The 24913-nt window shown below is 70.7% G+C and carries 24 protein-coding genes and 1 pseudogene; 12 read left to right on the top strand and 13 right to left on the bottom strand.

The window, feature by feature from the left end; genetic code table 11:
• The 4 genes from H8R17_RS33390 to H8R17_RS33375 form a co-directional block, all read right to left on the bottom strand.
• On the bottom strand, positions 1–811 hold an 811-nt coding region (locus H8R17_RS33390), incomplete at its 3' end, for an SDR family oxidoreductase (protein WP_187826959.1).
• 5 nt (positions 812–816) lie between these two features.
• Complete coding sequence (locus H8R17_RS33385; RefSeq protein ID WP_187826958.1) at positions 817–2601, bottom strand: glycoside hydrolase family 15 protein; 1785 nt, start codon at positions 2599–2601, stop codon at positions 817–819.
• A gap of 191 nt (positions 2602–2792) precedes the next feature.
• Positions 2793–3590 (bottom strand): SURF1 family protein, encoded by a 798-nt coding sequence (locus tag H8R17_RS33380; RefSeq protein ID WP_187826957.1) that lies wholly within the window; start codon positions 3588–3590, stop codon positions 2793–2795.
• Between the two features lie 314 nt (positions 3591–3904).
• The gene (locus H8R17_RS33375; RefSeq protein ID WP_187826956.1) at positions 3905–4921 is read right to left on the bottom strand and encodes a DEDDh family exonuclease; all 1017 of its coding nucleotides are present in this window, start codon (positions 4919–4921) and stop codon (positions 3905–3907) included.
• A gap of 105 nt (positions 4922–5026) precedes the next feature.
• Here H8R17_RS33375 and H8R17_RS33370 point away from each other — a divergent pair.
• A pseudogene (locus tag H8R17_RS33370) lies at positions 5027–5257 on the top strand (sterol desaturase family protein); the annotation flags it as partial.
• A gap of 173 nt (positions 5258–5430) precedes the next feature.
• On the opposite strand, the gene H8R17_RS33365 reads toward H8R17_RS33370, so the two are convergent.
• Both H8R17_RS33365 and H8R17_RS33360 read right to left on the bottom strand, forming a co-directional pair.
• Complete coding sequence (locus tag H8R17_RS33365; RefSeq protein ID WP_187826955.1) at positions 5431–6948, bottom strand: S8 family serine peptidase; 1518 nt, start codon at positions 6946–6948, stop codon at positions 5431–5433.
• Between the two features lie 123 nt (positions 6949–7071).
• Positions 7072–8598, bottom strand: coding sequence for a S8 family serine peptidase (locus H8R17_RS33360; protein ID WP_187826954.1), 1527 nt, complete (start codon positions 8596–8598; stop codon positions 7072–7074).
• A 249-nt stretch (positions 8599–8847) separates the two neighbouring features.
• Here H8R17_RS33360 and H8R17_RS33355 point away from each other — a divergent pair, with 249 nt between their 5' ends.
• The 3 genes from H8R17_RS33355 to moaA all read left to right on the top strand — a co-directional run bounded on the left by H8R17_RS33355 (position 8848) and on the right by moaA (position 11973).
• Complete coding sequence (locus tag H8R17_RS33355; RefSeq protein WP_187826953.1) at positions 8848–9204, top strand: DUF485 domain-containing protein; 357 nt, start codon at positions 8848–8850, stop codon at positions 9202–9204.
• Positions 9201–10826 (top strand): cation acetate symporter, encoded by a 1626-nt coding sequence (locus H8R17_RS33350; protein ID WP_187826952.1) that lies wholly within the window; start codon positions 9201–9203, stop codon positions 10824–10826. Before H8R17_RS33355 ends, H8R17_RS33350 begins: the two co-directional genes overlap by 4 nt.
• A 157-nt stretch (positions 10827–10983) precedes the next feature.
• On the top strand, positions 10984–11973 hold the full coding sequence (moaA, locus tag H8R17_RS33345) for a GTP 3',8-cyclase MoaA (protein WP_316959603.1): 990 nt from the start codon (positions 10984–10986) through the stop codon (positions 11971–11973).
• A 114-nt stretch (positions 11974–12087) separates the two neighbouring features.
• Here moaA and H8R17_RS48910 read toward each other — a convergent pair whose 3' ends face one another.
• Together H8R17_RS48910 and H8R17_RS33340 are read right to left on the bottom strand one after the other, a co-directional pair.
• Entirely contained in the window at positions 12088–12297 is a 210-nt protein-coding gene (locus tag H8R17_RS48910; RefSeq protein WP_316959602.1) for a hypothetical protein, read from the bottom strand.
• A gap of 212 nt (positions 12298–12509) precedes the next feature.
• Positions 12510–12908: a DUF3099 domain-containing protein gene (locus tag H8R17_RS33340; RefSeq protein ID WP_187826950.1), complete on the bottom strand. Its 399-nt coding sequence runs from the start codon at positions 12906–12908 to the stop codon at positions 12510–12512.
• A gap of 264 nt (positions 12909–13172) precedes the next feature.
• Here H8R17_RS33340 and H8R17_RS33335 point away from each other — a divergent pair, with 264 nt between their 5' ends.
• Entirely contained in the window at positions 13173–13448 is a 276-nt protein-coding gene (locus tag H8R17_RS33335) for a GlsB/YeaQ/YmgE family stress response membrane protein (RefSeq protein ID WP_187826949.1), read from the top strand.
• Between the two features lie 64 nt (positions 13449–13512).
• On the opposite strand, the gene tyrS is transcribed toward H8R17_RS33335, so the two are convergent.
• The 3 genes from tyrS to H8R17_RS33320 all read right to left on the bottom strand — a co-directional run bounded on the left by tyrS (position 13513) and on the right by H8R17_RS33320 (position 17786).
• A complete protein-coding gene (gene tyrS / locus H8R17_RS33330) occupies positions 13513–14781 on the bottom strand; it encodes a tyrosine--tRNA ligase (RefSeq protein ID WP_187826948.1) in 1269 nt (422 codons plus the stop codon).
• Positions 14782–14847: 66 nt separating this feature from the next.
• Entirely contained in the window at positions 14848–16266 is a 1419-nt protein-coding gene (locus H8R17_RS33325; protein ID WP_223125775.1) for a metallopeptidase TldD-related protein, read from the bottom strand.
• On the bottom strand, positions 16263–17786 hold the full coding sequence (locus H8R17_RS33320; protein WP_187826947.1) for a TldD/PmbA family protein: 1524 nt from the start codon (positions 17784–17786) through the stop codon (positions 16263–16265). The genes H8R17_RS33325 and H8R17_RS33320 overlap by 4 nt, the downstream gene beginning before the upstream one ends.
• Before the next feature lie 432 nt (positions 17787–18218).
• Between H8R17_RS33320 and fabG the strand changes: the two genes are divergently transcribed.
• The 3 genes from fabG (at position 18219) to H8R17_RS33305 (ending at position 20313) form a co-directional block, all read left to right on the top strand.
• A complete protein-coding gene (gene fabG, locus H8R17_RS33315; RefSeq protein WP_187826946.1) occupies positions 18219–18923 on the top strand; it encodes a 3-oxoacyl-[acyl-carrier-protein] reductase in 705 nt (234 codons plus the stop codon).
• Positions 18924–18928: 5 nt separating this feature from the next.
• Positions 18929–19696, top strand: coding sequence for an enoyl-ACP reductase FabI (gene fabI, locus H8R17_RS33310; RefSeq protein ID WP_187826945.1), 768 nt, complete (start codon positions 18929–18931; stop codon positions 19694–19696).
• A gap of 263 nt (positions 19697–19959) precedes the next feature.
• Positions 19960–20313, top strand: coding sequence for a hypothetical protein (locus tag H8R17_RS33305; RefSeq protein WP_187826944.1), 354 nt, complete (start codon positions 19960–19962; stop codon positions 20311–20313).
• On the opposite strand, the gene H8R17_RS33300 is transcribed toward H8R17_RS33305, so the two are convergent.
• Complete coding sequence (locus H8R17_RS33300) at positions 20288–20983, bottom strand: FadR/GntR family transcriptional regulator (RefSeq protein ID WP_187826943.1); 696 nt, start codon at positions 20981–20983, stop codon at positions 20288–20290. The two genes, H8R17_RS33305 and H8R17_RS33300, sit on opposite strands and share 26 nt — an antisense overlap.
• 70 nt (positions 20984–21053) lie before the next feature.
• On the opposite strand from H8R17_RS33300, the gene H8R17_RS33295 reads away from it, so the two are divergent.
• From H8R17_RS33295 to H8R17_RS33285, 4 genes are all read left to right on the top strand, one after another.
• Positions 21054–22385 (top strand): CynX/NimT family MFS transporter, encoded by a 1332-nt coding sequence (locus tag H8R17_RS33295; RefSeq protein ID WP_187826942.1) that lies wholly within the window; start codon positions 21054–21056, stop codon positions 22383–22385.
• Between the two features lie 82 nt (positions 22386–22467).
• Positions 22468–22584 (top strand): SGM_5486 family transporter-associated protein, encoded by a 117-nt coding sequence (locus H8R17_RS47670; protein ID WP_262505687.1) that lies wholly within the window; start codon positions 22468–22470, stop codon positions 22582–22584.
• A gap of 218 nt (positions 22585–22802) precedes the next feature.
• The gene (locus tag H8R17_RS33290) at positions 22803–23009 is read left to right on the top strand and encodes a hypothetical protein (protein WP_187826941.1); all 207 of its coding nucleotides are present in this window, start codon (positions 22803–22805) and stop codon (positions 23007–23009) included.
• A 65-nt stretch (positions 23010–23074) separates the two neighbouring features.
• Positions 23075–23593 (top strand): histidine phosphatase family protein, encoded by a 519-nt coding sequence (locus H8R17_RS33285; protein WP_187826940.1) that lies wholly within the window; start codon positions 23075–23077, stop codon positions 23591–23593.
• 77 nt (positions 23594–23670) lie between these two features.
• Here H8R17_RS33285 and serB read toward each other — a convergent pair whose 3' ends face one another.
• Positions 23671–24891 carry a phosphoserine phosphatase SerB gene (gene serB, locus H8R17_RS33280; protein ID WP_187826939.1) on the bottom strand — a complete coding sequence of 407 codons (1221 nt, stop codon included), beginning with the start codon at positions 24889–24891 and terminating at the stop codon, positions 23671–23673.
• Positions 24892–24913: the final 22 nt, after the last annotated feature.

Genomic DNA, 24913 nt, shown 5'->3' with positions numbered 1-24913 from the left:
ACCACCACCCGAAGGACGAACCAGGACGAATCCTCAACCCCGACCGACCACCCCAGGCCGGCGCGCGCACGTGAATGATCGAGGCCGGCACCATTACCCCCGTCAGATAAGAAGCCGCCGGAGACAACAAAAACGCAGCAGCCCGCCCGAATTCCTCCGGCGTCCCATACCTACGCAACGGAATCCGAGATTCACTGGCGGCCCGAGCAGCCTCCGGATCCGCGGACCGCGCATCGAGCTCCCGCACCCGATCCGTATCGATACGCCCCGGCAGCACCCCCACCACCCGGATACCCCGCGGACCCACCTCGTCGGAAAGCGACTTGGCGAAACCGGCAAGCCCCGGCCGCAGGCCATTGGAAATCGTCAGCCCCGGAATCGGCTCGTACACCGACCCGGACAGCACGAACCCGATGACACCACCGGCCCCCAACTCCGCCGTAGCCGCCCGCGCAAGCCGCACCGCCCCCAGGAACACCGACTCGAACGCCGCCTGCCACTGCTCGTCCGTGTTGTCGGCGGCAAACCCCGGCGCCGGCCCCCCGACGCTCACGAGCAGCCCGTCGAAGCCCCCGAACCGCTCCCGCGCCGCCGCGATCAGCCGCCCCGGTGCCTCGGGGTCGGCGTTGTCCACGGCCATCCCGGCCGCGTTCGGGCCCAGCGCGGCCGCGGCCTGCGCGACACTCTTCTCGTCCCGCCCGGTGACGACCACCTTCGCTCCGTCGGCGACGAGCTCGCGCGCCGCCGCGTGCCCCAGCCCGCGAGTGGCCCCGGTGACGACGTACACCCGGTCCTTCAGTCCAAGATCCATGGCCCCTATCCTGCCTCGCCGCCCCCGTACAGGGCGAGGGCCGTGTTCACGAGGCCGATGTGGCTGAACGCCTGCGGGAAGTTGCCGAGCTGGCGGCCGGCCACCGGGTCGTACTCCTCGGCCAGCAGACCCACGTCGTTGGTGAGCCCCACGAGCCGTTCGAACAGCTCGCGGGCCTCCTCCGTACGGCCCGTCGCGTGCAGGGCGTGCGCGAGCCAGAACGAGCACACCAGGAACGTGCCCTCCTTGCCCGGCAGCCCGTCCACGACCGTCTCGTCCTGGGTGTAGCGGCGCAGGAACCCGGCGTGGCTGAGTTCCTTGCGGATCGCGTCGATGGTGCCCATCACGCGCGGGTCGTCCGGCGGCAGGAACCCCACGCGCGGGATGAGCAGCAGCGCGGCGTCCAGCTCGCGCGAGCCGTAGGACTGCGTGAAGGTCTTCCGCTTCGGGTCGTAGCCCTTCTCGCACACCTCGCGGTGCACCTCGTCGCGCAGCGCGCGCCAGCCGTCCAGGTCGCCGGGCAGCTCGGGGTTCTTCTCCAGCGTGCGCACCGCCCGGTCGGCGGCCACCCACGTCATCACCTTGGAGTGCACGAATTGCCGGCGCCCGCCGCGGACCTCCCACAGCCCCTCGTCCGGCTGCCGCCACGCGGTGCGCAGAAAGTCCATCAGGGCACCCTGGATCGCCCACATCTGGGGCTTCACGGGCAGGCCCGAGGCCCGGGCCAGCGACAGCGTGTCCATGACCTCGCCGTACACGTCCAGCTGGAACTGGTTCACGGCATCGTTTCCGATCCGTACGGGCGTTGACTCGGCGAACCCGGACAGCCACGGCACCTCGAACTCGGGCAGGCGTCGCTCGCCCCCCAGTCCGTACATGATCTGCAGGTCCGCCGGGTCGCCCGCGACCGCGCGCAGCAGCCAGTCGCGCCAGGCCTCGGCCTCCTCCTGGTAGCCGGCCGCCAGCAGGGCGCCGAGGGTGAGGGTGGAGTCGCGCAGCCAGCAGTGGCGGTAGTCCCAGTTGCGCACGCCGCCCGGCTCCTCGGGCAGCGAGGTGGTGGGCGCCGCGACGATGCCGCCCGTCGGCGCGTAGGTGAGTGCCTTCAGGGTGATCAGGGAGCGGAGTACGGCGTCCCGGTACGGGCCGTCGTAGGTGCAGCGGGACGACCAGCTCTGCCAGTCCGCGACGCTGCTGCGCAGTGACTCGTGCGGGTCGACGAGTGGCGGGCGCCGCTGGTGCGAGGGGTGCCACGTGAGGACGAACGCGACCTTCTCGCCCTCGGTGACGGTGAACTCCGAGTGGGTGCAGAAGTCTTCCCCCCAGGTGCGGACGGCGGGCTCGCTGCGCAGCCAGGTCGAGTCGGGGCCGGCGACGGCGACGCGGTGGGCGTCCGCTCTGCGCGTCCAGGGGGTGATCGAGCCGTAGTCGAAGCGCAGACGGAGCATGCTGCGGACGGTGACCTCGCCGCCGAGGCCCTCGACGATGCGTACGAGGTCGGGGGCGCGGTCGCGCTGCGGCATCAGGTCGGTGACGCGGACACTGCCCTGGTCGGTCTCCCACTCGGTGTCGAGGACGAGGGTGCCGGGACGGTAGGCGCGCCGGGCGCAGCGCTCGGCTCCAGCGGGGGCGATGCGCCAGTGGCCGTTCTCCTCGTCGCCGAGCAGCTTGGCGAAGCAGGCGGGGGAGTCGAAGCGGGGGAGGCACAGCCAGTCGACGGAGCCGTCCGCGCCGACCAGGGCAGCGGTCTGCTCGTCGCCGATGAGGGCGTAGTCCTCGATGCGGGGATGCATGGAGTTCCGGGTTCCCGGGGTGCCGTGGGGCAATCGTGGGTGCGGCCGGGGGAGTGATGTGAGGGTGGGCCCCCGGGAGCTCGGTGGGTTCGGCACCCGCCGGAACACGCCGTCGTGGTTGCTCGCCGTTGCGGCGGATGGCAGGCGTTGCCGCCGATGAAAGGCGTCGCGGCGGGCAGAAGGCCGTGGGCCTACACCGCAGCCGGTTCCGTCTCCGTCGGCTCCGTCTTCTTCGCCGCCGCCTCCGCCCGTTCCCGCGCCTCACGGCGGGCGAGGACGACCCAGCCGACCGGGACGGCCGCGGCGAACAGCCACCACTGGAAGGCGTACGCGTAGTTGAGCGCGGCGTCCTCCATGCCGGGGTCGCTGAGCAGCTCCGGGGTGTCGCCCCTGGGCTCGGGCGCCGTCTGCGCGATGTAGCCGCCGAGCACCTGCATGCCGAGGCGCCGCGCCTCCTGCTCGCTGTTGATCAGCATGATCTGCCGGTCCGGCAGCCCCTTGAGGTCCTTGATGCCGCTCGCCTGGGTCGTCTCGTCCGGCATCAGCCGTCCCGTCACGGTGACCTCGCCGCGGGGCGGTGCGGGAATCCTCGGGAACGTGGTCTGGCTCGGGCTGTCCGCGGGGATCCAGCCCCGGTTGACCAGCAGAACCTTGCCGTCGTGCAGGACGAAGGGGGTCAGCACGTGGTAGCCGACCTCGTCGTCGGAGTTGGTGCGGCGGCGGACGACGACCTCGTCCTCCGTGTCGAAGCGACCCTTGGCGGTCACGGTGCGGTACCGCTCGTCGGTGGTGACGGTGTGACCGGGAGAGGTCAGCTTCTCCACGGGGACCGGCTTGGCGGCCAGCGCGTCGATGACCAGCTGGTTCCGGGCGGTGCGCTCCTCGTAGCGGTGCATCTGCCAGAAGCCCAGCCTGATCATCGTGGGGATGAGAAGCAGGGCGATCAGCGTGAGGATCACCCACTGCCGGGACAACAGGAAGCGGTACACCCCACGACGGTACCTCTCGGGCCGTGGGGTGTTCCCAGGGGGGTGAGGTCCGCTGAGCCGGCGGGGCCGGTCCGCGAGCCCTTTGAAGGCACGAACCGGCCTGCCGGATGCGACCCCGATACCGCAGCCGGCGGTGGCCGAGGAGCGCGACGAGGGTTGAGCCGCCGAGCGCACAAGCTTGGTCGCTCGCGGCCGAGAAGGTGACAGCTCGCCATGCGCCACAGGCCGGCGCGGCCCGAGCGAGCGGTTGCCGGGCGACTCGCCCGGCAGTCACCCGTCCGTACGGTCACCCCCGCGACGCCGGCGCACGCTCGTCAGCGCCGGCCCCGCGACGCCGGCGCACCCTTGTCCTCGGCGAGCTCGACATCCCCGAGCAGCTGCCCGAACGCCGCCTCGTCGACGATCGGCGTCCCGAACTGCCGGGCCTTGACCACCTTGGACGTGCCCGAGTCCGGGTCGTTGGTGACGAGCAGGCTGGTCACCCGCGAGATGCTGGTGGCCACGTGGAGCCCGGCCTCGATTGCCCGGTCCTCCAGCAGCTCACGTTCCACCGACGTGTCGCCGGAGAAAGCTACCCGCATGCCCTGTTTGAGTCTTTTGCCCTCTTCGTAGCGACCGGGGTTGGGATACGGGCACGCCGGCCGCTTGCGGGAGGGGCGCCAACTGCCGGCCCGGTAGCCGCCGTACCCCGCCTGCTGCCCGATCCGCGGCGCCGGCCGCTCCGCCCACTCGGTCAGCGGCCGGCACTCGTGCAGCGGCAGCCGTACGCCCCCCGCCGCCGCGGCGCGCAGGCTGGGCCGGAACGCCTCCGCCAGCACGCGCGCGTCGTCCAGCGCGTGGTGCGCCCGCCGCTGGACGACGCCGAAGTGCGCGGCCAGCGTCTCCAGCTTGTAGTTGGGCAGCGGCAGGTCAAGCGCCTTGGAGAGCGCGATGGTGCACAGCCGATGCCGCACCGGCGCCTCGCGCTTCGCGCGCGCGTACTCCCGGGCGATCATCTGCCAGTCGAAGACGGCGTTGTGCGCGACGAGCACCCGGTCCGCCAGCCGGGCCGAGAACTCCTCGGCGATGTCCTGGAAGAGGGGCGCGCTGTTCAGCGTGTCGCTCGTCAGACCGTGGATCCATACCGGGCCCGGGTCCCGCTCCGGGTTGACCAGCGTGTACCAGTGGTCCTCGACCTCGCCGCGCGCGTCCAGCCGGTAGACGGCCGCGGAGATGATCCGGTCGTCCCGGGCCAGGCCCGTGGTCTCCACGTCAACGACCGCGTATCCCTGGGGATACGCGGCCGGCCACGACGTGGGAGAGGACGCTGCGGTCGTGAGGTCTTCGAGCATGGTCCCTGAGGATACGGGCCACGACTGACACCGCCGTCCGTCAGGTGTCAGCGTCCGCCCTTGCGACGCTCCCTCAGGCAGCGTGTCCGGCCTTACGGTTCTCCCATGCCGAACCTGCCCGATGTCGTGCTGTGGTCGATACCCGCCTTCGTGCTGCTCACCGTGGTCGAGATGATCAGCGTCCGCCTCCATCCCGACGAGGACGCGGCGGGCTAGGAGGTGAAGGACGCCGCGACGAGCATCACCATGGGAGTCGGCAGCCTCTTCTTCTACTTCGTCTGGAAGATCCCGATCGTCGCCATCTACACGGCGCTGTACGAACTGACTCCCCTTCGCGGGGCCGCGACGAAGCCGGCGCCCGCCGTCCGCCGATGAGGCCCCTGCATTGCGCCGTGGGGTGACCGTGCACGCGTTGAACGCGGTGCGGGAGGGCGCGCCCGAAGCGCACCCTCCCGCACCCTCTGACCTTTGACGGGATCGACCTTTGACGGGGTCGACCTTTGACGGACCTACCTGGTCACCGCGTCCAGCGCGTCCGCCATACCCCACCCGTAGAAACCGTTGCGGTTCTTCGGGCCCTCGCACACGGCGTCGACCTTGCCGTCACCGTCGATGTCGTACGGGTCCGTGCACGGCACGGCGTCGGCCTCGGCGTACAGCAGAGCCTTCACCATGGCCGGCGGCGCGTACGGGTGCGTCGACTTGATCAGGGCGGCGACGCCCGCGACATGCGGCGACGCCATCGACGTACCGGCCATGTACCCCCACTTGCCGCCGGGCAGCGTGCCCAGGATCCGACCGTTGGTCGCCGGAGGCTCCGGCTTCTGGTACGACGTCGAGTCCCCGCCCGGCGCGGCGATGTCGATGAAGCCGCGGCCGTAGTTGGAGAAGGACGACTTGATGCCCTTGGCGCCGGTCGCCGCGACCGTGACGACACCCGGCAGCTGGGTCGGGATGTCGTAGCACTCGGACGGGTCCACGATCCGCTCGGTGGGCGTCGAGTCGTTCGGGGAGACCGGGTCGGTGATCTCGTCTTCGGCGAAGTCGTAGTTCTCGTTGCCGGCCGCGGCGACGTTGACCGCGCCCTTGCGCTCCGCGTACCGCGTGGCCCTGGTGAGGGCTTCCACCAGCGCCTGCTGGTCCGGGTCATCCTTGCAGTTGAAGTACCACGGGTCCGTGTAGTAGCTGTTGTTGGTCACGTCGACGCCGTGCTCGGCCGCCCAGACGAAGCCGCAGACGACGGCCTCCGTGTAGAAGAAGCCGTCCGGGTTGGACACCTTGATCCCGGACACCTTCACGCCGGGCGCGACGCCCGTCATGCCGATACCGTTCTTCGCGGCCGCGATCTCGCCCGCCACGTGCGTGCCGTGCGCGCTCTCGTCCGGGCCGGGCCGCCAAGCCCCGTCGGTCGTGTTCGGCTTGCCCGAGACGCAGTTGACGGACGCCTCGCGGTCGAAGTTCGGGGCGAGGTCGGGGTGGGTGTCGTCGACGCCGGTGTCGAGCACGGCGACGGTCACCTTCGAGCTGCCGAGCGACTTCTTGTGCGCCTGGTCCGCCTTGATGGCGGGCAGGTCCCACTGCTGGGGCTCCAACGGGTCCTGTCCGCCTGCGGCTTCGGCGGCGGCGACCTCGTCCGCGCCCAGCACCTTCGGCGTGCCCACATCGGTCGTCGACTGGGCGGGCAGCGGCGCGGTGCGGGTGGCGCCGGCCGACTCCACGCCCCGCACCCTGCGCATGTCCTTGGCGAAGTCCGGGTTCGCCGAGTGGGCGACGATGACGCCGATCTGGTCGTACGACGTCACGACCGTGCCGCCCGCCTTGCCGACGGCCTTCTTCACCTGTGCCGAAGTGCCGTGGCCGGGGCGGACGTTGACGACGTAGCTGAACGAGCTCGCGTCGGCGGCGGGCGCGGCGGGCGTCTCCGCGGCCGCGGCCGTGGCGTTCGGCAGGACGGCGAGGGCCGTGGCCATGGCCATACCGACCGGGATCGCGATGGCGCGACGATAGCGCTGGTGAGGCGCTGTCATATGGTCTCCAGTTCGTTCGCGGTACGAGCGGACCGAGTGCGGGATGTACCGGACACGGTCCGGGATGCCCTGGAGGGGCTGCATACCCCCCGGGTGCGGGGCTCAAGGCCCCGCCGGCGCGGGTTACTTCACTGCCCGCAGGGCGTTGACGATGCCGAAGCCGTAGAAGCCGTTGACCCGCTTGCCGCCCTCGCACTGCGCGTCCTGCGTGCCGTCGCCGTCCTGGTCGTACGACGCGGGGCAGCCGGGGTTGTCCGCCTGGGCCTTCAGCAGCGCCTGCAACTGGCCCGGAGTCGCCCACGGGTACTTGGACTTCAGCAGCGCGGCGACGCCGGACGCGTGCGGCGCGGCCATCGACGTGCCCTGCAGATAGCCGTACGCGCCCTCCGGCATCGTGGACAGGATGCCGCCGTTCTTCGACGGCGTGTCCGGGATCTGGTAGCGCCGGTCGCCGCCCGGCGCCGCGACGTCGACGACGCCCTTGCCGTACGTCGAGTAGTACGACTTGAGGCTGTTCACGCCCGTCGCGCTGACCGTGACCACGCCCGGCAGCTGGGTCGGCACGTCGAAGCACTCGTGCGGGTCGATGGTCCGCTCGACCGGCGTGGAGTCGTCCGGGCTGGAGTCGTCGACGATCGCGTCGGAGTCCAGGTCGTGGTTGGAGTTGCCCGCCGAAGCGACGTTCAGGAGGCCCTTCTTCTGGGCGTACAGCTGCGCCCTGTTGACCGCGTCGACGATGGCGCGCTGGTCCGGATCGTCCATGCAGTTGTACAGCCACGGATCGACGTAGTAGCTGTTGTTCGTGATCTCGACGCCGTGGTCGGCGGCGAACACGAAGGCGCACACGACGCTCTCCGGGTAGAAGAGGCCGTTGTCCCGGTCGGTCACGTTGATGCCGGCGATCTTCACGCCGGGGGCGACACCGGCGACGCCGACGCCGTTGCGGGCCGCGGCGATCTCACCGGCCACGTGCGTGCCGTGGTAGTCCTGCGGGGTGTACGGCCGCCAGGCGCCCGCGCGGGTGTCCGCCTTGCCGCCGGCGCAGTTGGCGGACTGGGACGCGGAGAAGTTCGGCGCGAGGTCGGGGTGGGTGTCGTCGACGCCCGTGTCGATCACGGCGACCGTCACCTTGCGGCTGCCCGGGTTGATCTTCGCGGCCTTGTCGGCGCCGATCGCGCGCAGGTCCCACTGGTCGGCCTCCAGGGGCTCGCTGCCCTCGGAGGCGGCGGAGACGCTCGCGGTCCGGGCGGCCTGCGCCTTGGACAGGAGCTGGGCCGCGCCCTGCTCCGTGGTCCCCGCGGGCGTCAGCGGCGCGGTGCGCGTGGCGCCCGCCGACTGGACTCCGCGCGCGGTGCGTATCCGCTGGGCGAAGTCGGGGTTCGCCGAGTGGACGACGATGACGCCGATCTTGTCGTAGGTGACCACGACGGTGCCGCCGGCCGCGGCTATCGCCTTGGTGACGGAGGCGATCGTGCGCCGGTCCGCCTTGGTGTTGACGACGTACGCCAGCCGGGGCGCGTCGGCCTGGACGGCGGCCTCCGCGCGCGGGGCGGCGGACGCGGCCGCGGGCAGGAAGCCGAGCGAGGCGGTCAGGGACAGCGCGACGGGCACGGCGAGCGCGAGCCGGCGTCTGGAGCGCAGATGAGTCATGGGATCCCCACATCATCCGGAAACGGAGCCTGCCCGGGACACAGGTGGGCCCGGGCAGGTACATGACGAGTTGTGCACGCTGAAGCTATCCTGCGCTCTCGCTGGCCAGCAATGTTTTGCCGAAACGTCTTCGGAAAGAAGGGCGGGCAGTTGAACCGGTCCTCGCGTGGCGCCGTGCCCTTGAGCAGGGAGCGCGAGGACACTCGCCCCGTCCCTTTGTGAACCGTATCCGCAACGCGAGGAGACTCCGTGTCCACCGACGCACCGCCCCCCTCGAAAGAGCAACACAAACTCCCCTCACCCGAGGAGTTCGCCGAGGTGCAGGAGAGCGCGGAGTTCGGTGAACTGCGCCGCTCCTACCGCTCCTTCGCCTTTCCGCTGACCGTCGCCTTCATCGCCTGGTACCTGCTGTACGTGCTGCTGTCGAACTACGCGGGCGACTTCATGGGCGCCAAGCTGTTCGGCAACATCAACGTGGCGTTCGTGTTCGGAATCGCCCAGTTCGTCACCACGTTCCTCATCGCCTGGTGGTACGAGCGACACGCCAACGCCAAGCTCGACCCCAAGGCCCAGGCGATCAAGTCCCGGATGGAGGGCGGCGCATGAACATCGCGCAGCAGAGTGTCCTGGCCGCCAACGAGGCCAGCGAGCACCGCCCGCTGATCATTACCCTGTTCGCCCTGTTCGTTCTCGCGACCCTGGGCATCACCGTCTGGGCGGGCCGCCAGACCAAGGACGCCGCCGACTTCTATGCCGGCGGCCGCCAGTTCAGCGCCTTCCAGAACGGCCTGGCCGTCTCCGGCGACTACATGTCCGCCGCGTCCTTCCTCGGCATCGCGGGCGCCATCGCCCTCTTCGGTTACGACGGCTTCCTGTACTCCATCGGCTTCCTGGTCGCCTGGCTGGTCGCCCTGCTCCTGGTCGCCGAGCCGCTCAGGAACTCCGGCCGCTACACCATGGGTGACGTCCTCGCCTACCGGATGCGCCAGCGCCCGGTGCGCACGGCCGCCGGTACGTCGACCATCGTCGTGTCGATCTTCTACCTGCTGGCCCAGATGGCGGGCGCCGGCGTCCTGGTCTCGCTGCTGCTCGGCATCACCTCCGACGCCGGTAAGGTCCTCATCGTCGCCCTGGTCGGCGTCCTGATGATCGTGTACGTCTCCATCGGCGGCATGAAGGGCACCACCTGGGTCCAGATGGTCAAGGCCGTGCTGCTCATCAGCGGCACGATCCTGATCACCTTCCTGGTGCTGCTGAAGTTCAACTTCAACATCTCCGACCTGCTCGGCAAGGCCGCCGAGAACAGCGGCAAGGGCGCCGCCTTCCTGGAGCCCGGCCTCAACTACGGTGGGAGCGGCACCTCCAAGCTGGACTTCATCTCTCTCGGCATCGCCCTGGTGCTCGGCACCGCCGGCCTGCCGCACATCCTGATCCGCTTCTACACGGTGCCCAACGCCAAGGCCGCCCGGAAGTCCGTGAACTGGGCGATCGGCATCATCGGCGGCTTCTACCTGATGACCATCGCGCTCGGCTTCGGCGCCGCTGCACTGATCTCCCAGGACGAGATCATCGCCTCCAACCCGTCCGGCAACACCGCCGCACCACTGCTCGCCCTGCATCTGGGCGGCGTCGACTCGGCCTGGGGCGCGATCCTGCTCGCCACCATCTCGGCGGTGGCCTTCGCGACGATCCTCGCGGTGGTCGCCGGCCTGACCCTGGCCTCGTCCTCGTCGTTCGCGCACGACATCTACGCGAACGTCATCAAGAAGGGCAAGGCCAGCGAGAAGGAGGAGGTCCGGGCGGCCCGGCTGGCCACCATCGGCATCGGCGCCGTCTCCATCCTGCTGGGCGCCCTCGCCCGCGACCTGAACGTCGCCGGCCTGGTCGCCCTGGCCTTCGCGGTCGCGGCCTCCGCCAACCTGCCGACCATCCTCTACAGCCTGTTCTGGAAGCGGTTCACCACCCAGGGCGCGCTGTGGTCGATCTACGGCGGCCTCATCGTCGCCGTCGGCCTGGTGCTGTTCTCGCCCGTCGTCTCCGGCGACCCCAAGGCGATGTTCCCCGAGGTCGACTTCGCCTGGTTCCCGCTGAAGAACCCGGGCATCATCTCCATTCCGTTCGGCTTCCTCATGGGCTGGCTCGGCACGGTCCTGTCCAAGGAGGAGCCCGACACCAAGAAGTACGCGGAGCTGGAGGTCCGGTCCCTGACCGGCACCGGCGCCCACTGAGCATCACCTCCACACGGCCCCGTCGTAGCTCTCTACGACGGGGCCGTGCCCTGCCTCGTGGGGATCGGGGCTGTGGAGTTGTCAGTGGGGTCACGTAGGCTCGCAGGTGTGGAGGAGATGTGCTCCGCGTCGATCCGCGTCGAGGGAGGGGGCCCCAGTGCTCATCGACACCTACGGCCGAGTGGCAACCGATCTGAGGGTCTCGCTCACGGACCGCTGCAATCTGCGGTGCACGTACTGCATGCCCGAGGAGGGCCTGCAGTGGCTGGCCAAGCCCGACCTCCTCACGGACGACGAGATCGTCCGCCTGATCGACATCGCCGTGACCTGCCTCGGCATCGAGGAGGTCCGCTTCACCGGCGGCGAGCCCCTGCTGCGCCCCGGCCTGCCCGGCATAGTCGAGCGCGTTGCGGCCCTCGAGCCGCGCCCCCAGATGTCGCTGACCACCAACGGCATCGGCCTGGGGCGCACGGCGGCCGCTCTGAAGGCGGCGGGCCTGGACCGGGTGAACGTCTCACTGGACACCCTCCGCCCCGACGTCTTCAAGGCCCTCACCCGCCGCGACCGCCACAAGGACGTCGTCGACGGCCTGCACGCCGCCCGCGAGGCCGGCCTGACCCCCGTGAAGATCAACTCGGTCCTGATGCCGGGGCTGAACGACGACGAGGCTCCGGACCTGCTGGCCTGGGCCGTCGAGCACGACTTCGAGCTGCGCTTCATCGAGCAGATGCCGCTGGACGCCCAGCACGGCTGGAAGCGCGAGGGCATGATCACCGCCGGGGACATCCTGACCTCCCTGCGCACCCGCTTCGAGCTGACCCCCGAGGGCGACGAGGCACGCGGCTCCGCTCCGGCCGAGCGCTGGCTCGTCGACGGCGGCCCGCACCGCGTCGGGGTCATCGCCACGGTCACCCGCCCGTTCTGCGCGGCCTGCGACCGCACCCGCCTCACCGCCGACGGCCAGATACGCACGTGCCTGTTCGCCACGGAGGAAACGGACCTACGCGCCGCCCTCCGCAACGGCGCCCCCGACGAGGAGATAGCCCGCGTCTGGAAGCTGGCCATGTGGGGCAAGAAGGCAGGCGCGGGCCTCGACGACCCGACGTTCATCCAGCCCGACCGCCCCATGTCAGCGATCGGCGGTTAGGGCAACCCCCTGAGGGGCGCGGGGCTGTATCGACAGGCGGCTCCGCCGCGTGGGCGCGACCAGCCACGACGGCGAGGCAGTCGACGACCGGCCCAAGCCACCCCGAACCGGCCCTCAAACCCCCCGCGCTTCCCACTCCTCCAGCAGCACAACATCCTTCAAAAACCCCCGCATCCCAAGAAACTGGGACAAATGCTCCCGGTGCTCCTCGCACGCCACCCACGTCTTACGCCGCTCCGGCGTATGAATCTTCGGGTTGTTCCACGCCAGCACCCACACGGCGCCGGCCCGACAACCCTTGGCAGAACAGATCGTGTCACTCACAGCTTCGTCTCACAGGTCTACACAAAAGGCGACGCCGAGCAGCCACGGGGGGAGCTGCCCGGCGTCGGTCCGTCGCTCCGACGGGGGATGCGGAGCGCGTACGAAGTATGTCACGGCCGACCCGCCCCCCGGCACCGGAACAACATGATTGATCTGAGCTTTTCCTGAGCTTGGCGGGGAGCTGGCTTCCGCTTGTGACCGTTTTCCGGCAGTCACGACCGCTCGTGCGGCTCGCTTCGTACGCCCGGCGCCGGGTCCGACGCCGCATCTTCCGGGACTGATTCAGCCGTACCGTCATTCGTCCGCGGCGGCGCGATCATCGGCGGCGTCGGCGCCGTCACGAACGTCGACGGCAGAGACGGCGCGTTTTCGCGCCCCGCGTTGGCGATCACCACGGCGATGTAGGGGAGCACCGCACCGAGCACCAACGCCACGATCGCCACGTGCCGTTCGACATTCCAGAGTGTGGCCGCGAGGATCACCGAGACCGTGCGGATGGACATCGAGATGACATACCGGCGCTGCCGTCCGCGCACATCTTCGTGTAGTCCGGCCCGGGCTCCGGTGATCCGGAAAACCTGGGTGTTGTCACCGCCGTGCAGCTTCCGCATCACATTCCACCATCCGCCCGTATCGGACCCGCCCCGCCCCGCAACCCGTCCGCGGCCGGTCGGGGAAACCGAACCCGGACAGGTTCCACGTTACGCCGCACCTGCGCCGCCTACGAGACCGGGGCCCCTGCCGCCCGGGCGAACGACCTGCGCCGTCCTGTGTAGTCGGGGGTCCGTCGGATGGCCCCGCCCCGGCATGCGCCGCAGGGCGGACGGTCCCACACTGGCCGTAGTGCGCACGTCGAGCCGGACGAGGAGGCAGCCATGGGCTGGTTGTGGGCGATCATCGTGGGACTCGTGCTCGGTCTGATCGCCAAGGCGGTTATCCCGGGCAAACAGCACATCCCGCTGTGGCTGACCACAATCCTGGGCATGCTCGGTGCGATCGGCGGCAACGCGGTCGCACGGGCGGCCGGTGTCGATGCGACGTCGGGCATCGACTGGTGGCGCCACGCATTCCAGCTGGTGGCCGCGGTCATCCTCGTCGGCCTCGGCGACAGGGCGTACATGGCGGTCCGGGGTAAAAGGCGGAGAGCCTGACGGGACGGCCTCCGGCACCGAGACCGCCCCTCTCGTACGTCCGCAGGGCCGCTGTACGCCTGCTTCAGCCGCTGGTGACCTCCACCGCCGCCAGGTTCTTCTTGCCCCGGCGCAGCACCAGCCAGCGCTCGTGCAGCAGGTCCTCCTTGCCGGGGACCGCGTCCTCGGCGGCGACCTTGGCGTTGTTCACGTACGCGCCGCCCTCCTTGACCGTGCGGCGTGCCGCCGACTTGCTGGGCACCAGGCCGACCTCTGCGAACAGGTCCACGACCGGGCCGAGCTCGGTCACCTGGATGTGCGGCACCTCGGACAGGGCGGCGTCCAGGGTCCGCTCGTCCAGCTCCGCCAGCTCGCCCTGGCCGAACAGGGCCCGTGACGCGGCGATCACTGCGGCCGTCTGGTCGGCGCCGTGCACCAGCGTGGTCAGCTCCTCGGCCAGCGCCCGCTGCGCGGCCCGGGCCTGCGGGCGCTCCTCGGTCTGCTGCTCCAGCTCCTCCAGCTCCGCACGGGACCTGAAGGACAGGATGCGCATGTACCGCGAGATGTCCCGGTCGTCCACGTTCAGCCAGAACTGGTAGAACGCGTACGGCGTCGTCATCTCCGGGTCGAGCCAGACGGCCCCGCCCTCGGTCTTGCCGATCTTGGTGCCGTCCGCCTTAGTCATCAGCGGCGTGGCGTAGGCGTGCACGTCGGCGTGCGGCTCCAGCTTGTGGATCAGGTCCAGGCCTGCCGTGAGGTTGCCCCACTGGTCGCTGCCGCCCTGCTGGAACGTGCAGCCGTACCGGCGGTACAGCTGGAGGAAGTCCATGCCCTGCAGGATCTGGTAGCTGAACTCCGTGTAGCTGACGCCCTCGGAGGACTCCAGGCGCCGGGCGACGGAGTCTTTCGTAAGCATTTTGTTGACGCGGAAGTGCTTACCGATGTCCCGCAGGAACTCGATCGCCGACAGGCCCTCGGTCCAGTCGAGGTTGTTGACCATGACCGCGGCGTTCTCACCCTCGAAGGACAGGAACGGCTCGATCTGGCGGCGCAGCTTCTCCACCCAGCCCTTGACCGTCTCCGGGTCGTTCAGCGTGCGCTCCGCCGTCGGGCGCGGGTCGCCGATCAGGCCCGTGGCCCCGCCGACCAGCGCCAGCGGCCGGTGGCCTGCCTGCTGGAGCCGACGCACGGTGAGCACCTGCACCAGGTGCCCCACGTGCAACGACGGCGCCGTCGGGTCGAAACCGCAATAAAACGTGACGGGACCGTCCGCGAGCGCCTTGCGCAAAGCGTCCTCGTCAGTGGACAGGGCGAACAGCCCGCGCCACTTCAGCTCGTCGACGATGTCCGTCACGGTTCTCGTGTCTCCTCGGTGATCTTCGGCCGGTCGGATGGCAGCCGACCGCGAACGCCTACGAGGTTATACGCCCCGACTGACAGAGCTCATATTGAAATCCGGTACCCGCAGCGCCGGCATCGCCGCCCTGGTGAACCAGTCGCCCCACTCCCGCGGCAGCGTCATCTCCGTACGGCCCGCCTCCGTCGCCCGGCCCAGCAGGCCCACCGGCGACTCGTTGAACCGGAAGTTGTTCACCTCGCCGGTCACCTCGCCGTTCTCGACCAGGTAAACGCCGTCCCGGGTCAGGCCGGTGAGCAGCAGGGTGGCCGGGTCGACCTCGCGGATGTACCAGAGGCAGGTCAGCAGCAACCCGCGCTCGGTACCGGTGACCATCTCGCCCAGGGAGCGGTCCTCGCCGCCGTCCAGGATCAGGTTGTCGATCCCCGGCGCCACCGGCAGCCCGGTCAGGCCCGCGCTGTGCCTGCTGGTCGTCAGATGCGTCAGCCGGCCCTCGCGCACCCAGTCGGTCGCCGTGAGCGGCAGGCCGTTGTCGAACACCGACTGATCGCCCCCGGAGGAGTGCGCGATCACGAACGGCGCCGACTCCAGGCCCGGCTCGTCCGGGTCGCTGCGCAGGGTCAGCGGCAGCTCGGTCAGCTTCTCGCCCACGCGGGTGCCGCCGCCCGGCTTGGAGAACACCGTGCGCCCCTCGGCCGCGTCCCGGCCCGACGCCGACCACAGCTGGTAGATCAGCAGGTCCGCGACCGCGGTCGGCGGCAGCAGCGTCTCGTAGCGGCCCGCGGGCAGCTCGACCCGCCGCTCGGCCCAGCCCAGCCGTACGGCCAGCTCCGCGTCCAGCGCGGCCGGGTCGACGTCCTTGAAGTCCCGGGTCGACCGGCCCGCCCACGCCGACCGGGTGCGGTCCGGCGACTTGGCGTTCAGCTCCAGCGTCCCGCCCGGCTGGTCGTGCCGCAGCCGCAGCCCCGCCGACGTGCCCACGTACGTCGACACCAGCTCGTGGTTGGCGAAGCCGTACAACTCCCGACCGCCCGCACGCGCGCGTGCGAAGGCCTCACCGAGCGCCGGCGCGAAGTCGGCGAACACCGCCGACGAGGTCTCGGCGGGCGCCTCCGTGAACTCGGGCGACTGCGCCACGCCGTCGACCAGCGGCTGCGCGTCCTCGGCGGGCCCGGCACCGCGCGCGGCGGCCTCGGCGGCCCGGACGAGCGGCTCCAGCTCGTCGGCGGTCACGGCCGACCGTGACACGACCCCCGAGGCCGTGCCCTCCTTGCCGTCGACCGTCGCGACCACGGTGAGCGTGCGCCCGCGCGTGACACCGTTGGTGGTCAGGGCGTTGCCCGCCCAGCGCAGATTGGCGGTCGAGTGCTCGTCGGCGATGACGACACACCCGTCCGCCCGGGACAGCTCCAGGGCCCGCTCGACGATCTCGTGCGGCTTGCTCGTCAACGAAGTAATGCCGTCAGGCACACGCGCGCTCATCGACCGGCCTCCTGCGTCGTGTTGAGGATGTTGACTCCCTTGAACAGGGCGGACGGGCACCCGTGCGAGACCGCCGCGACCTGCCCCGGCTGCGCCTTGCCGCAGTTGAACGCGCCGCCCAGGACGTACGTCTGCGGACCCCCGAGGGCGGCCATGGAGCCCCAGAAGTCGGTGGTCGTCGCCTGGTAGGCGACGTCCCGCAGCTGCCCGGCGAGCCGCCCGTTCTCGATCCTGAAGAAGCGCTGCCCGGTGAACTGGAAGTTGTAGCGCTGCATGTCGATGGACCACGACCGGTCCCCGACGACGTAGATCCCCCGGTCGACCCCGCCGATCAGGTCCGCGGTCGACATCCCGGCCGGATCCGGCCGCAACGACACGTTGGCCATGCGCTGCACCGGCACGTGCCCCGGCGAATCCGCGTACGCGCACCCGTTGGACCGCTCGAACCCGGTCAGCTTCGCGATCCGCCGGTCCAGCTGGTAGCCGACCAGCGTGCCGTCCTTCACCAGGTCCCAGGACTGCGCCTCGACGCCCTCGTCGTCGTACCCGACGGTCGCGAGGCCGTGCTCGGCGGTGCGGTCACCGGTGACGTTCATCAGCTCCGAGCCGTACTTCAGCTTGCCGATCTGGTCGAAGGTCGCGAAGGAGGTCCCCGCGTACGCGGCCTCGTAGCCGAGCGCGCGGTCCAGTTCCGTCGCGTGCCCGATGGACTCGTGGATCGTCAGCCACAGGTTGGACGGGTCCACGACCAGGTCGTACAGGCCCGGCTCCACGCTCGGCGCGCGCATCTTCTCGGCGAGCAGCTCGGGGATCCGCTCCAGCTCGCCGTCCCAGTCCCAGCCGGTGCCCCGCAGGTACTCCCAGCCGCGTCCGACGGGTGGCGCGATCGTGCGCATCGATTCGAACTCGCCGCTCGACTCGTCCACCGACACGGCCGTGAACACCGGATGCAGGCGCACCCGCTGCTGCGTGGTCACGGTCCCGGCCGTGTCGGCGTAGAACTTGTTCTCATGCACGGTGAGCAGCGAGGCGTCGACATGATCGACCCCGTCGGCCGCCAGCAGCCGCGCGCTCCACTCCGCCATCAGCCCGGCCTTCTCCACGTCGGGCACCGTGAACGGATCGATCTCGTACGACGAGATCCACGTCTTGTCGGCGTGCACGGGCTCGTCGGCCAGCTCCACCCGCTCGTCCGACCCGGCCGCCTTTATCACCTGCGCGGACAGCTTCGCCATCGCCACGGCCTGCGAGGCGACCTTGGCCGCGGCGTCCAGGCTCAGGTCCACGCCGGACGCGAAGCCCCACGTACTGCCGTGCACGACTCGCACGGCGTACCCGAGGTCGGTGGTGTCCGACGACCCGGCGGGCTTTGCGTCCCTCAGCCGCCAGGACGCGTTGCGCACCCGCTCGAACCGGAAGTCCGCGTGCTCGGCCCCCAGCGCACGCGCGCGTGCGAGCGCGGCGTCGGCGAGGGCACGTAGGGGTAGGGCCGTGAAGGCTTCGTCGATGGTATGAGGCACCGAGGTCTCTCCCTGTTGTGTGACCTGTGGTTGCTGCGCATCATGTCGCGTCGACCCGTGCGTGGACCACACGTTTCCGCCCCTACTCGGCTCCGCCCGCGACCCATTCCGGTCACCCTGCGCTCCCTCGATGCCATCCACGTGGCGAGTGCCCTGACGATCGGCGAGGCACTCGACTGCCTCATCACGTACGACAAGCGAATGCTCGACGCGGCCCGCTAGGCCGGACTGCCCCCCCACGCCCCCGGCGCTGCGGACTGACCTGGACCACCGACTGTAGGAATCCGACAGTGAGCCCCGTAAGCCACTGTGGGTGCCCGAATGTCCGCGGGCGGGCCCAGACCGATAGGTTTTCGAGGGAAGCCGCCTGTCATCGCCGCCTGTCGTCCAGGTGCCCGGGCGGGTATACACCGCTATCGAAAGGGTGATCCGTTGAGCCGCTCGGTTCTCGTCACCGGAGGCAACCGGGGCATCGGCCTCGCCATCGCCCGCGCTTTCGCCGACGCCGGCGACAAGGTCGCGGTCACGTACCGCTCGGGCGAGCCGCCGGCCGGCTTCCTCGCTGTCAAGTGCGACATCACCGACCCCGAGCAGGTGGAGCAGGCCTACAAGGAGATCGAGGCCGAGCACGGCCCGGTCGAGGTGCTGATCGCCAATGCCGGCGTCACCAAGGACCAGCTCCTGATGCGCATGTCCGAGGAGGACTTCACCTCGGTCGTCGACACCAACCTCACCGGCACCTTCCGGGTCGTCAAGCGCGCCAACCGGGGCATGCTGCGCGCCAAGAAGGGCCGCGTCGTCCTCATTTCGTCGGTCGTCGGGCTGTACGGCTCGCCGGGGCAGGCGAACTACGCCGCCTCCAAGGCAGGCCTGGTCGGCTTCGCCCGCTCGCTCGCCCGTGAGCTGGGCTCGCGCAACATCACCTTCAACGTCGTCGCTCCCGGCTTCGTCGACACCGACATGACCAAGGTGCTCACCGACGAGCAGCGCGCCGGCATCGTGTCGCAGGTGCCGCTCGGCCGGTACGCGAAGCCGGAGGAGATCGCCGCGACCGTGCGGTTCCTGGCCTCCGACGACGCCTCGTACATCACTGGAGCCGTCATCCCCGTTGACGGCGGACTGGGAATGGGTCACTGATCACCATGAGCGGAATCCTCGAGGGCAAGCGCGTCCTGATCACCGGTGTGCTGACGGAGTCCTCCATCGCCTTCCACGCCGCCAAGCTGGCCCAGGAGCAGGGCGCCGAGATCATCCTGACCGCGTTCCCGCGGCCCACGCTGACCGAGCGCATCGCCAGGAAGCTGCCCAAGCCCACCAAGGTCATCGAGCTCGACGTGACCAACGACGAGCACCTCGGGCGCCTCGCGGACCTCGTCGGCGAGGAGCTCGGCGGCCTCGACGGCGTCGTGCACTCCATCGGCTTCGCGCCGCAGGACGCCCTCGGCGGCAACTTCCTCAACGCGCCGTTCGAGTCCGTCGCCACGGCCATGCACGTCTCGGCGTACTCCCTGAAGTCGCTCACCATGGCCTGTCTGCCGCTGATGCAGAACGGCGGTTCCGTCGTCGGCCTGACCTTCGACGCCCAGTACGCCTGGCCGCAGTACGACTGGATGGGCCCGGCCAAGGCCGCCTTGGAGGCCACCAGCCGCTACATGGCGCGCGACCTGGGCAAGCAGAGCATCCGCTGCAACCTGATCTCGGCCGGCCCCATCGGCTCGATGGCAGCCAAGTCCATCCCTGGTTTCAGCGAGCTGGCCTCCGTGTGGGACAGTCGCTCCCCGCTGGAGTGGGACCTGGCGGACCCGGAGCCGGCCGGCCGCGGCATCGTCGCCCTGCTGAGCGACTGGTTCCCCAAGACCACCGGCGAGATCATCCACGTGGACGGCGGACTGCACGCCATCGGCGCGTGACCGCCGCCGCGACGGCCTGACCGGCGACCGAGGGCCCGCGTCCGTCCGGGCGCGGGCCCTCGCGCGTCTGCCGCCTGTCGTGGCCCCCTCCCGGCGTGTGGTTCCCTCAGCGTCGCCGGTGCCCTGCGCCTCCCCGCGCGCGGGGAGCGGGGCGTCGCCCGTTCGGGCTAATCAGCCGGGCGGACCCGGACGACAACTGCGCACTCTGGACTGAGCGTTCACCGCGCGATTCCCTCCCCAGCTCGGCCGAGGAGGTCCCCCTTGTGCGCCTGTCCCGCCGCCTGGCCTCAGTGACCGTCGCCGTCGCCCTGGTGCTTTCCCTGCCGTACGACGCGATGCCGCACGCGCGCGTGGAGGTACGGCATCCCGCCGCGCCGGAGCCGTTCGGCGCGGGATGCCACGTCCGCGTCAGCGGATCCGGGGTGACCGCCTACTGCCACAACCCCTATCCCCGGACCGACCGGGTCCGCCTGCACATCGAGTGCGACCGCTGGTGGGACCTCGACAACGACGGCGCCCCGCTCGACGCCGGGCCCGCGCAGACGGTGCGGCTCACCGGGCGCTGCTGGAAAGAGGTGCGCTCGGTGTGGATCAGCCACGAGAAGCGGCCCCTTTGAGGCGTCCGGGGCGGCACAGGAACGGGTAGCTGGCGGCCTCCGCGGCGGCCGTGTCAGCGTCGCCTGCGCGGATCGCGTCGACCAGGCGCGTGTGGTCCATGTACGTCTCCGGCGTCAGCTCCTCGCCGACGTCCTCGCGCAGCCAGTCCCGCAGCACCTCGCCCAGGTCCGCGTACATCGCGGTCATCGCGTCGTTGTGGGAGGCGGCCACCACCGCCAGGTGGAACGTCGCGTCCGCCGCCACGAAGGCCTCCGTGTCGCCCGACTCCCAGGCCTCCTCGCGCCGCACCAGCAGCGCGTCGAGCTGCTTGAGGTCCTTCTCCGTGCGCCGCTCGGCGGCCAGCCTGGCGGCGCCCGACTCCAGCGTGGCGCGCAGCTCGGCGATGTGCCGCGGGTCGGCGCCGGCGAAGCGGCGGTGCATCACCCCGGCCAGCTCGCTGGTGGCCACGACGTACGTGCCGGAGCCCTGGCGGATGTCCAGCAGGCCGTTGTGGGAGAGCGCGCGGACGGCCTCACGGACCGTGTTGCGGGCGACGCCGAGCTGCTCGACCAGCTCCGGCTCCGTCGGGATGCGGGAGCCGACCGGCCACTCGCCCGAGGTGATCTGGTGCCGCAGCGCGGCGATGACCTGCTCGGACAGCGCCGAACGGCGGGGATGGCTCAGAGGCATGGCACACCTTCGCACGCGGCGGGCGGGACCGGGTAACCCGGGAATGGACAACCAATCATCCCATGATTCTATGATGGTCGGCATGACTGGCGAGGAAACCCGGACGACGACACCCACGACCGAACGCGCCCCGGACCGGGCGGCGGAGGAGGCCCCGATGCCCCAGGCGCCCGTGGCCGCCCCCACGCGCGCGTGGACGATGCGCCTGCTCGTGGCCGGCATCGTGCTGTCCGCGCTGAACCTCCGCCCCGCCATCACCAGCCTCGGCGCGCTCCTCGAAGAGGTCCGCGACGGGCTCGGCATGAGCGCCAGCGTGGCCGGGCTGCTCACCTCGGTGCCGACGCTGTGCTTCGCCGTCTTCGGCGTCATGGCCCCGCGCCTCGCCCGCCGCTTCGGCCCCGGCGCGGTGGTGTGCGTCGGCATGGTGGCCATCACCGTCGGCCTGCTCATACGGCCGTACGCCGGCGGCACGCTCGGTTTCCTGGCCGCCAGCGCGCTCGCGCTCATGGGCATCGCGGTCAGCAACGTCCTGATGCCGGTCATCGTCAAGCGCTGGTTCCCGGACCGGGTCGGCTCCATGACCGGCCTGTACTCGATGGCCATGGCCCTGGGCACCGCCGCCGCGGCCGCGGTGACCGTTCCCGTGACCGACGCCCTGGGCGGCCACTGGCAGAGCGGGCTCGCGGTCTGGGCGGTCCTGGCGGCAGCGGCCGTACTGCCGTGGATCCCGTTCGTACGGGAGCGGCGCCTCGCCGACGCGCGCGCCGAGGGCCGTGCGACCGGAACCGGTGCCCGCGCGCGTGGGGAGGCGCCCGCGCTGCGGATCACCCGGAGCCGTACCGCCTGGGCGCTCGCCGTGTTCTTCGGGCTCCAGGCCACCGCCGCCTACATCACCATGGGCTGGATGCCGCAGATCTTCCGGGACGCGGGTGTGCCCGCGAGCACGGCCGGACTCCTGCTCGCCGTCACGATGGTGATGGGCGTGCCGCTGGCCTTCGTCATCCCGCGCCTGGCCACGCGGCTGCCGCGCCAGGGCCCCATCGTGCTCGTGCTGAGCGCCTGCGGACTGGCCGGGTACGCCGGCCTGTACTTCGCGCCGGCCGGCGGCGCCTGGGCCTGGGCCCTGCTGCTCGGCGTCGCCAACTGCGCCTTCCCGCTGGCGCTCACCATGGTCGGGATGCGGGCCAGGACCGGCGTGGGAGTGGCCCAGCTGTCGGCGTTCGCACAGAGCACCGGCTACCTGATCTCCATCCCGGGGCCGATCCTGGTGGGCGTGCTCTACCAGCACAGCGGTGGCTGGGGCCTGCCGCTCACGCTCATGACCGTGCTGATGATCCCGCAGATGCTGGTCGGCGTCCGGGCGGGCCGCGACCGCACGGTGGAGGAGGAGGCGGCCCGCTGAGCCCGGCCCTCACACGGCCCCGGGAGCGTCTGGCCCTCACCCCGGGGCGCCCGGCCCGGACAGCGGGTGCGAGACTTGCCGCATGCCAGTGCTCGATCCGAACCCCCAGCACAGCCAGAAGAAGATGCTGCTCGTCTTCGGCGCCTTCTTCGCGATCTTCATCGTGATCGGCATCATCGCGACGATCGCCTCGCCCTGAGCACCCCGCCGTGACCCTCACCCCCTAGGGGGATGGTGGGGCTAACCCCCCATCCCCCTAGGGGGCAAGGGTCAGGGTCAAGTGGGTGGATCTCCGGATGGGTTGAGGGCCGCGGATTCCGTACCTTCGGATGTGAGCGGGACAGGCGGATCACCGACCGCCCCTCGCGCACCACGGACCATCGGACCCGGCCTACTCCAAGACGCGCGGAGGCACTCATGTCGGCCCACACGCACACCCGGCCCCACCCGGCACACCGGGGCCGCGTCGACATGCGGCTGCCCTGGTGGGCCCTCGCCCTGCCCACGCTCGCCTTCATCGCGCTGCTGACGCTGATACTGAACCCGACGGACGCGCACGCGGCCGCCGGCAACCCGGCCATCGACCATCTCTTCGAGCGCGCACAGCAGCTGCTCAGCCGCTGAGCACGGGCGGAAGCCGCCCGTCAACTACCTGCGCCCCCTGGCCTGTTTCATGCGAAGCTGGGGCCATGAGCGTCGCAGAACCCCGCACGATTGTCCTCTTCCGGCATGCGAAAGCCGACTGGCCACAGATGACCGACCACGAGCGGCCGCTCGCCGATCGGGGCCGGAAGGAGGCGGCAGAGGCCGGACGCAGGCTGGCCGACACCGCCATCCCCTTCGACCTGGCCCTGTGCTCCACGGCCACCCGCACTCGCGAGACCTGGAAGATCGCCGTCCAGGAGTTCCCGCAGCGGCCGAAAACCGTCTATGAGGAGCGGATCTACGAGGCCTCGCCCGGCGAGCTGATCGCCCTGCTCAACGAGACCCCCGACGACGCGCAGAACATCCTCCTGGTCGGCCACAACCCCGGCGTGCAGGGGCTCGCCGACATCCTGTCCGGCACGGCCGACGACGACTCCCGTGAGCGGATGAGCCACCGGGGCTTCCCGGCCGCCGCCTTCGCGCTGCTGTCCTACACCGGCTCCTGGAAGAGCCTGGAGCCCGGCGCGGCCACCCTGCTCGACTACTGGGCGCCGTCCGACTGACCGGACCCGCGTGACCCGTGCGACGGGGCCCGGCACCGCAGCGGTGCCGGGCCCCCTGTCGGCGGTGGGCGCTCCGCTCAGGCCCGCCGCTCGTCCAGCTTGTCCGCCGCCTCGACCTCTTCGCGGGTGACGCCCAGCAGATACAGGACCGTGTCCAGGAAGGGGAAGTTCACCGCCGTGTGCGCCGCCTCGCGCACCACCGGCTTGGCGTTGAAGGCCACCCCGAGGCCGGCCGCGTTCAGCATGTCCAGGTCGTTGGCGCCGTCGCCGACCGCCACGGTCTGCGACAGAGGTACGCCCGCCTCGACCGCGAACCGGCGCAGCAGCCGCGCCTTGCCCGCCCGGTCCACGATCTCGCCGGTGACCCGGCCGGTCAGCCTGCCGTCGACGATCTCCAGCGTGTTGGCCTGGGCGAAGTCCAGCCCCAGCCGCTCCTTGAGATCGTCGGTGACCTGGGTGAATCCGCCCGAGACGACCCCCACCTGGTAGCCGAGTCGTTTCAGCGTGCGGATCAGGGTGCGCGCGCCCGGCGTCAGCCGCACCTCGCTGCGCACCTTGTCCACCACCGACGCGTCCAGACCCGCAAGCAGCGCCACCCGCGCGTGCAGTGACTGCTCGAAGTCCAGCTCCCCGCGCATCGCGGCCGCCGTCACCTCGGCGACCTTGTCCTCACAGCCGGCGTGCGCGGCGAAGAGCTCGATCACCTCGTCCTGGATGAGCGTCGAGTCCACGTCCATGACCACCAGGCGCTGCGCGCGCCGGTGCAGCCCCGCCGCGACGACCGCCACGTCGACGCCGAGCGCCGCCGCGTCGGTCACCAGCGCGGTGCGCAGCGGCTCGGTCTCCACGCCGGACACCGCGAACTCGACCGCAGTCACGGGGTACTTGGCCAGCCGGAAGATACGGTCGATGTTGCCGCCGGCCTTGGTGATCCGGGCGGCGATCGCGGCCGTCGACTCCGACGTGAGCGGGTGGCCGAGCACGGTGACCAGGGAACGGCCGAGGCCGCGCGGACGGTTGTCACCCCGGCCGGAGATGATCTCCGCCTGCATCTTCATCGACTCGGCCCAGCTGTGCACGGTCGCCCGCAGGTCCCCTTCGAGTCCCCGGGGCGGCATGGTCACGAGGGCGCACAGCACGATCCGGCCACGGGTGACGACCTGCTCGATGTCGACCACGTCGACGGAGTAGGCGGCGAGGGTGTCGAAGAGGCCGGCCGTGATGCCCGGCCTGTCCTTGCCGAAGATCTTGACAAGGAGAGTGGGGACGTCGGAGGTCGAGGTCTGCGATGCGCTCATGGTGTTCCCACCGTATCCGGCA

This window comes from Streptomyces sp. TRM68367 (genome assembly GCF_014495685.1).
In the GTDB taxonomy this organism is placed as follows: domain Bacteria; phylum Actinomycetota; class Actinomycetes; order Streptomycetales; family Streptomycetaceae; genus Streptomyces.
The sequence above is the reverse complement of the archived record's forward strand: the minus strand, read 5'-3'. Positions and strand labels throughout refer to the sequence as shown.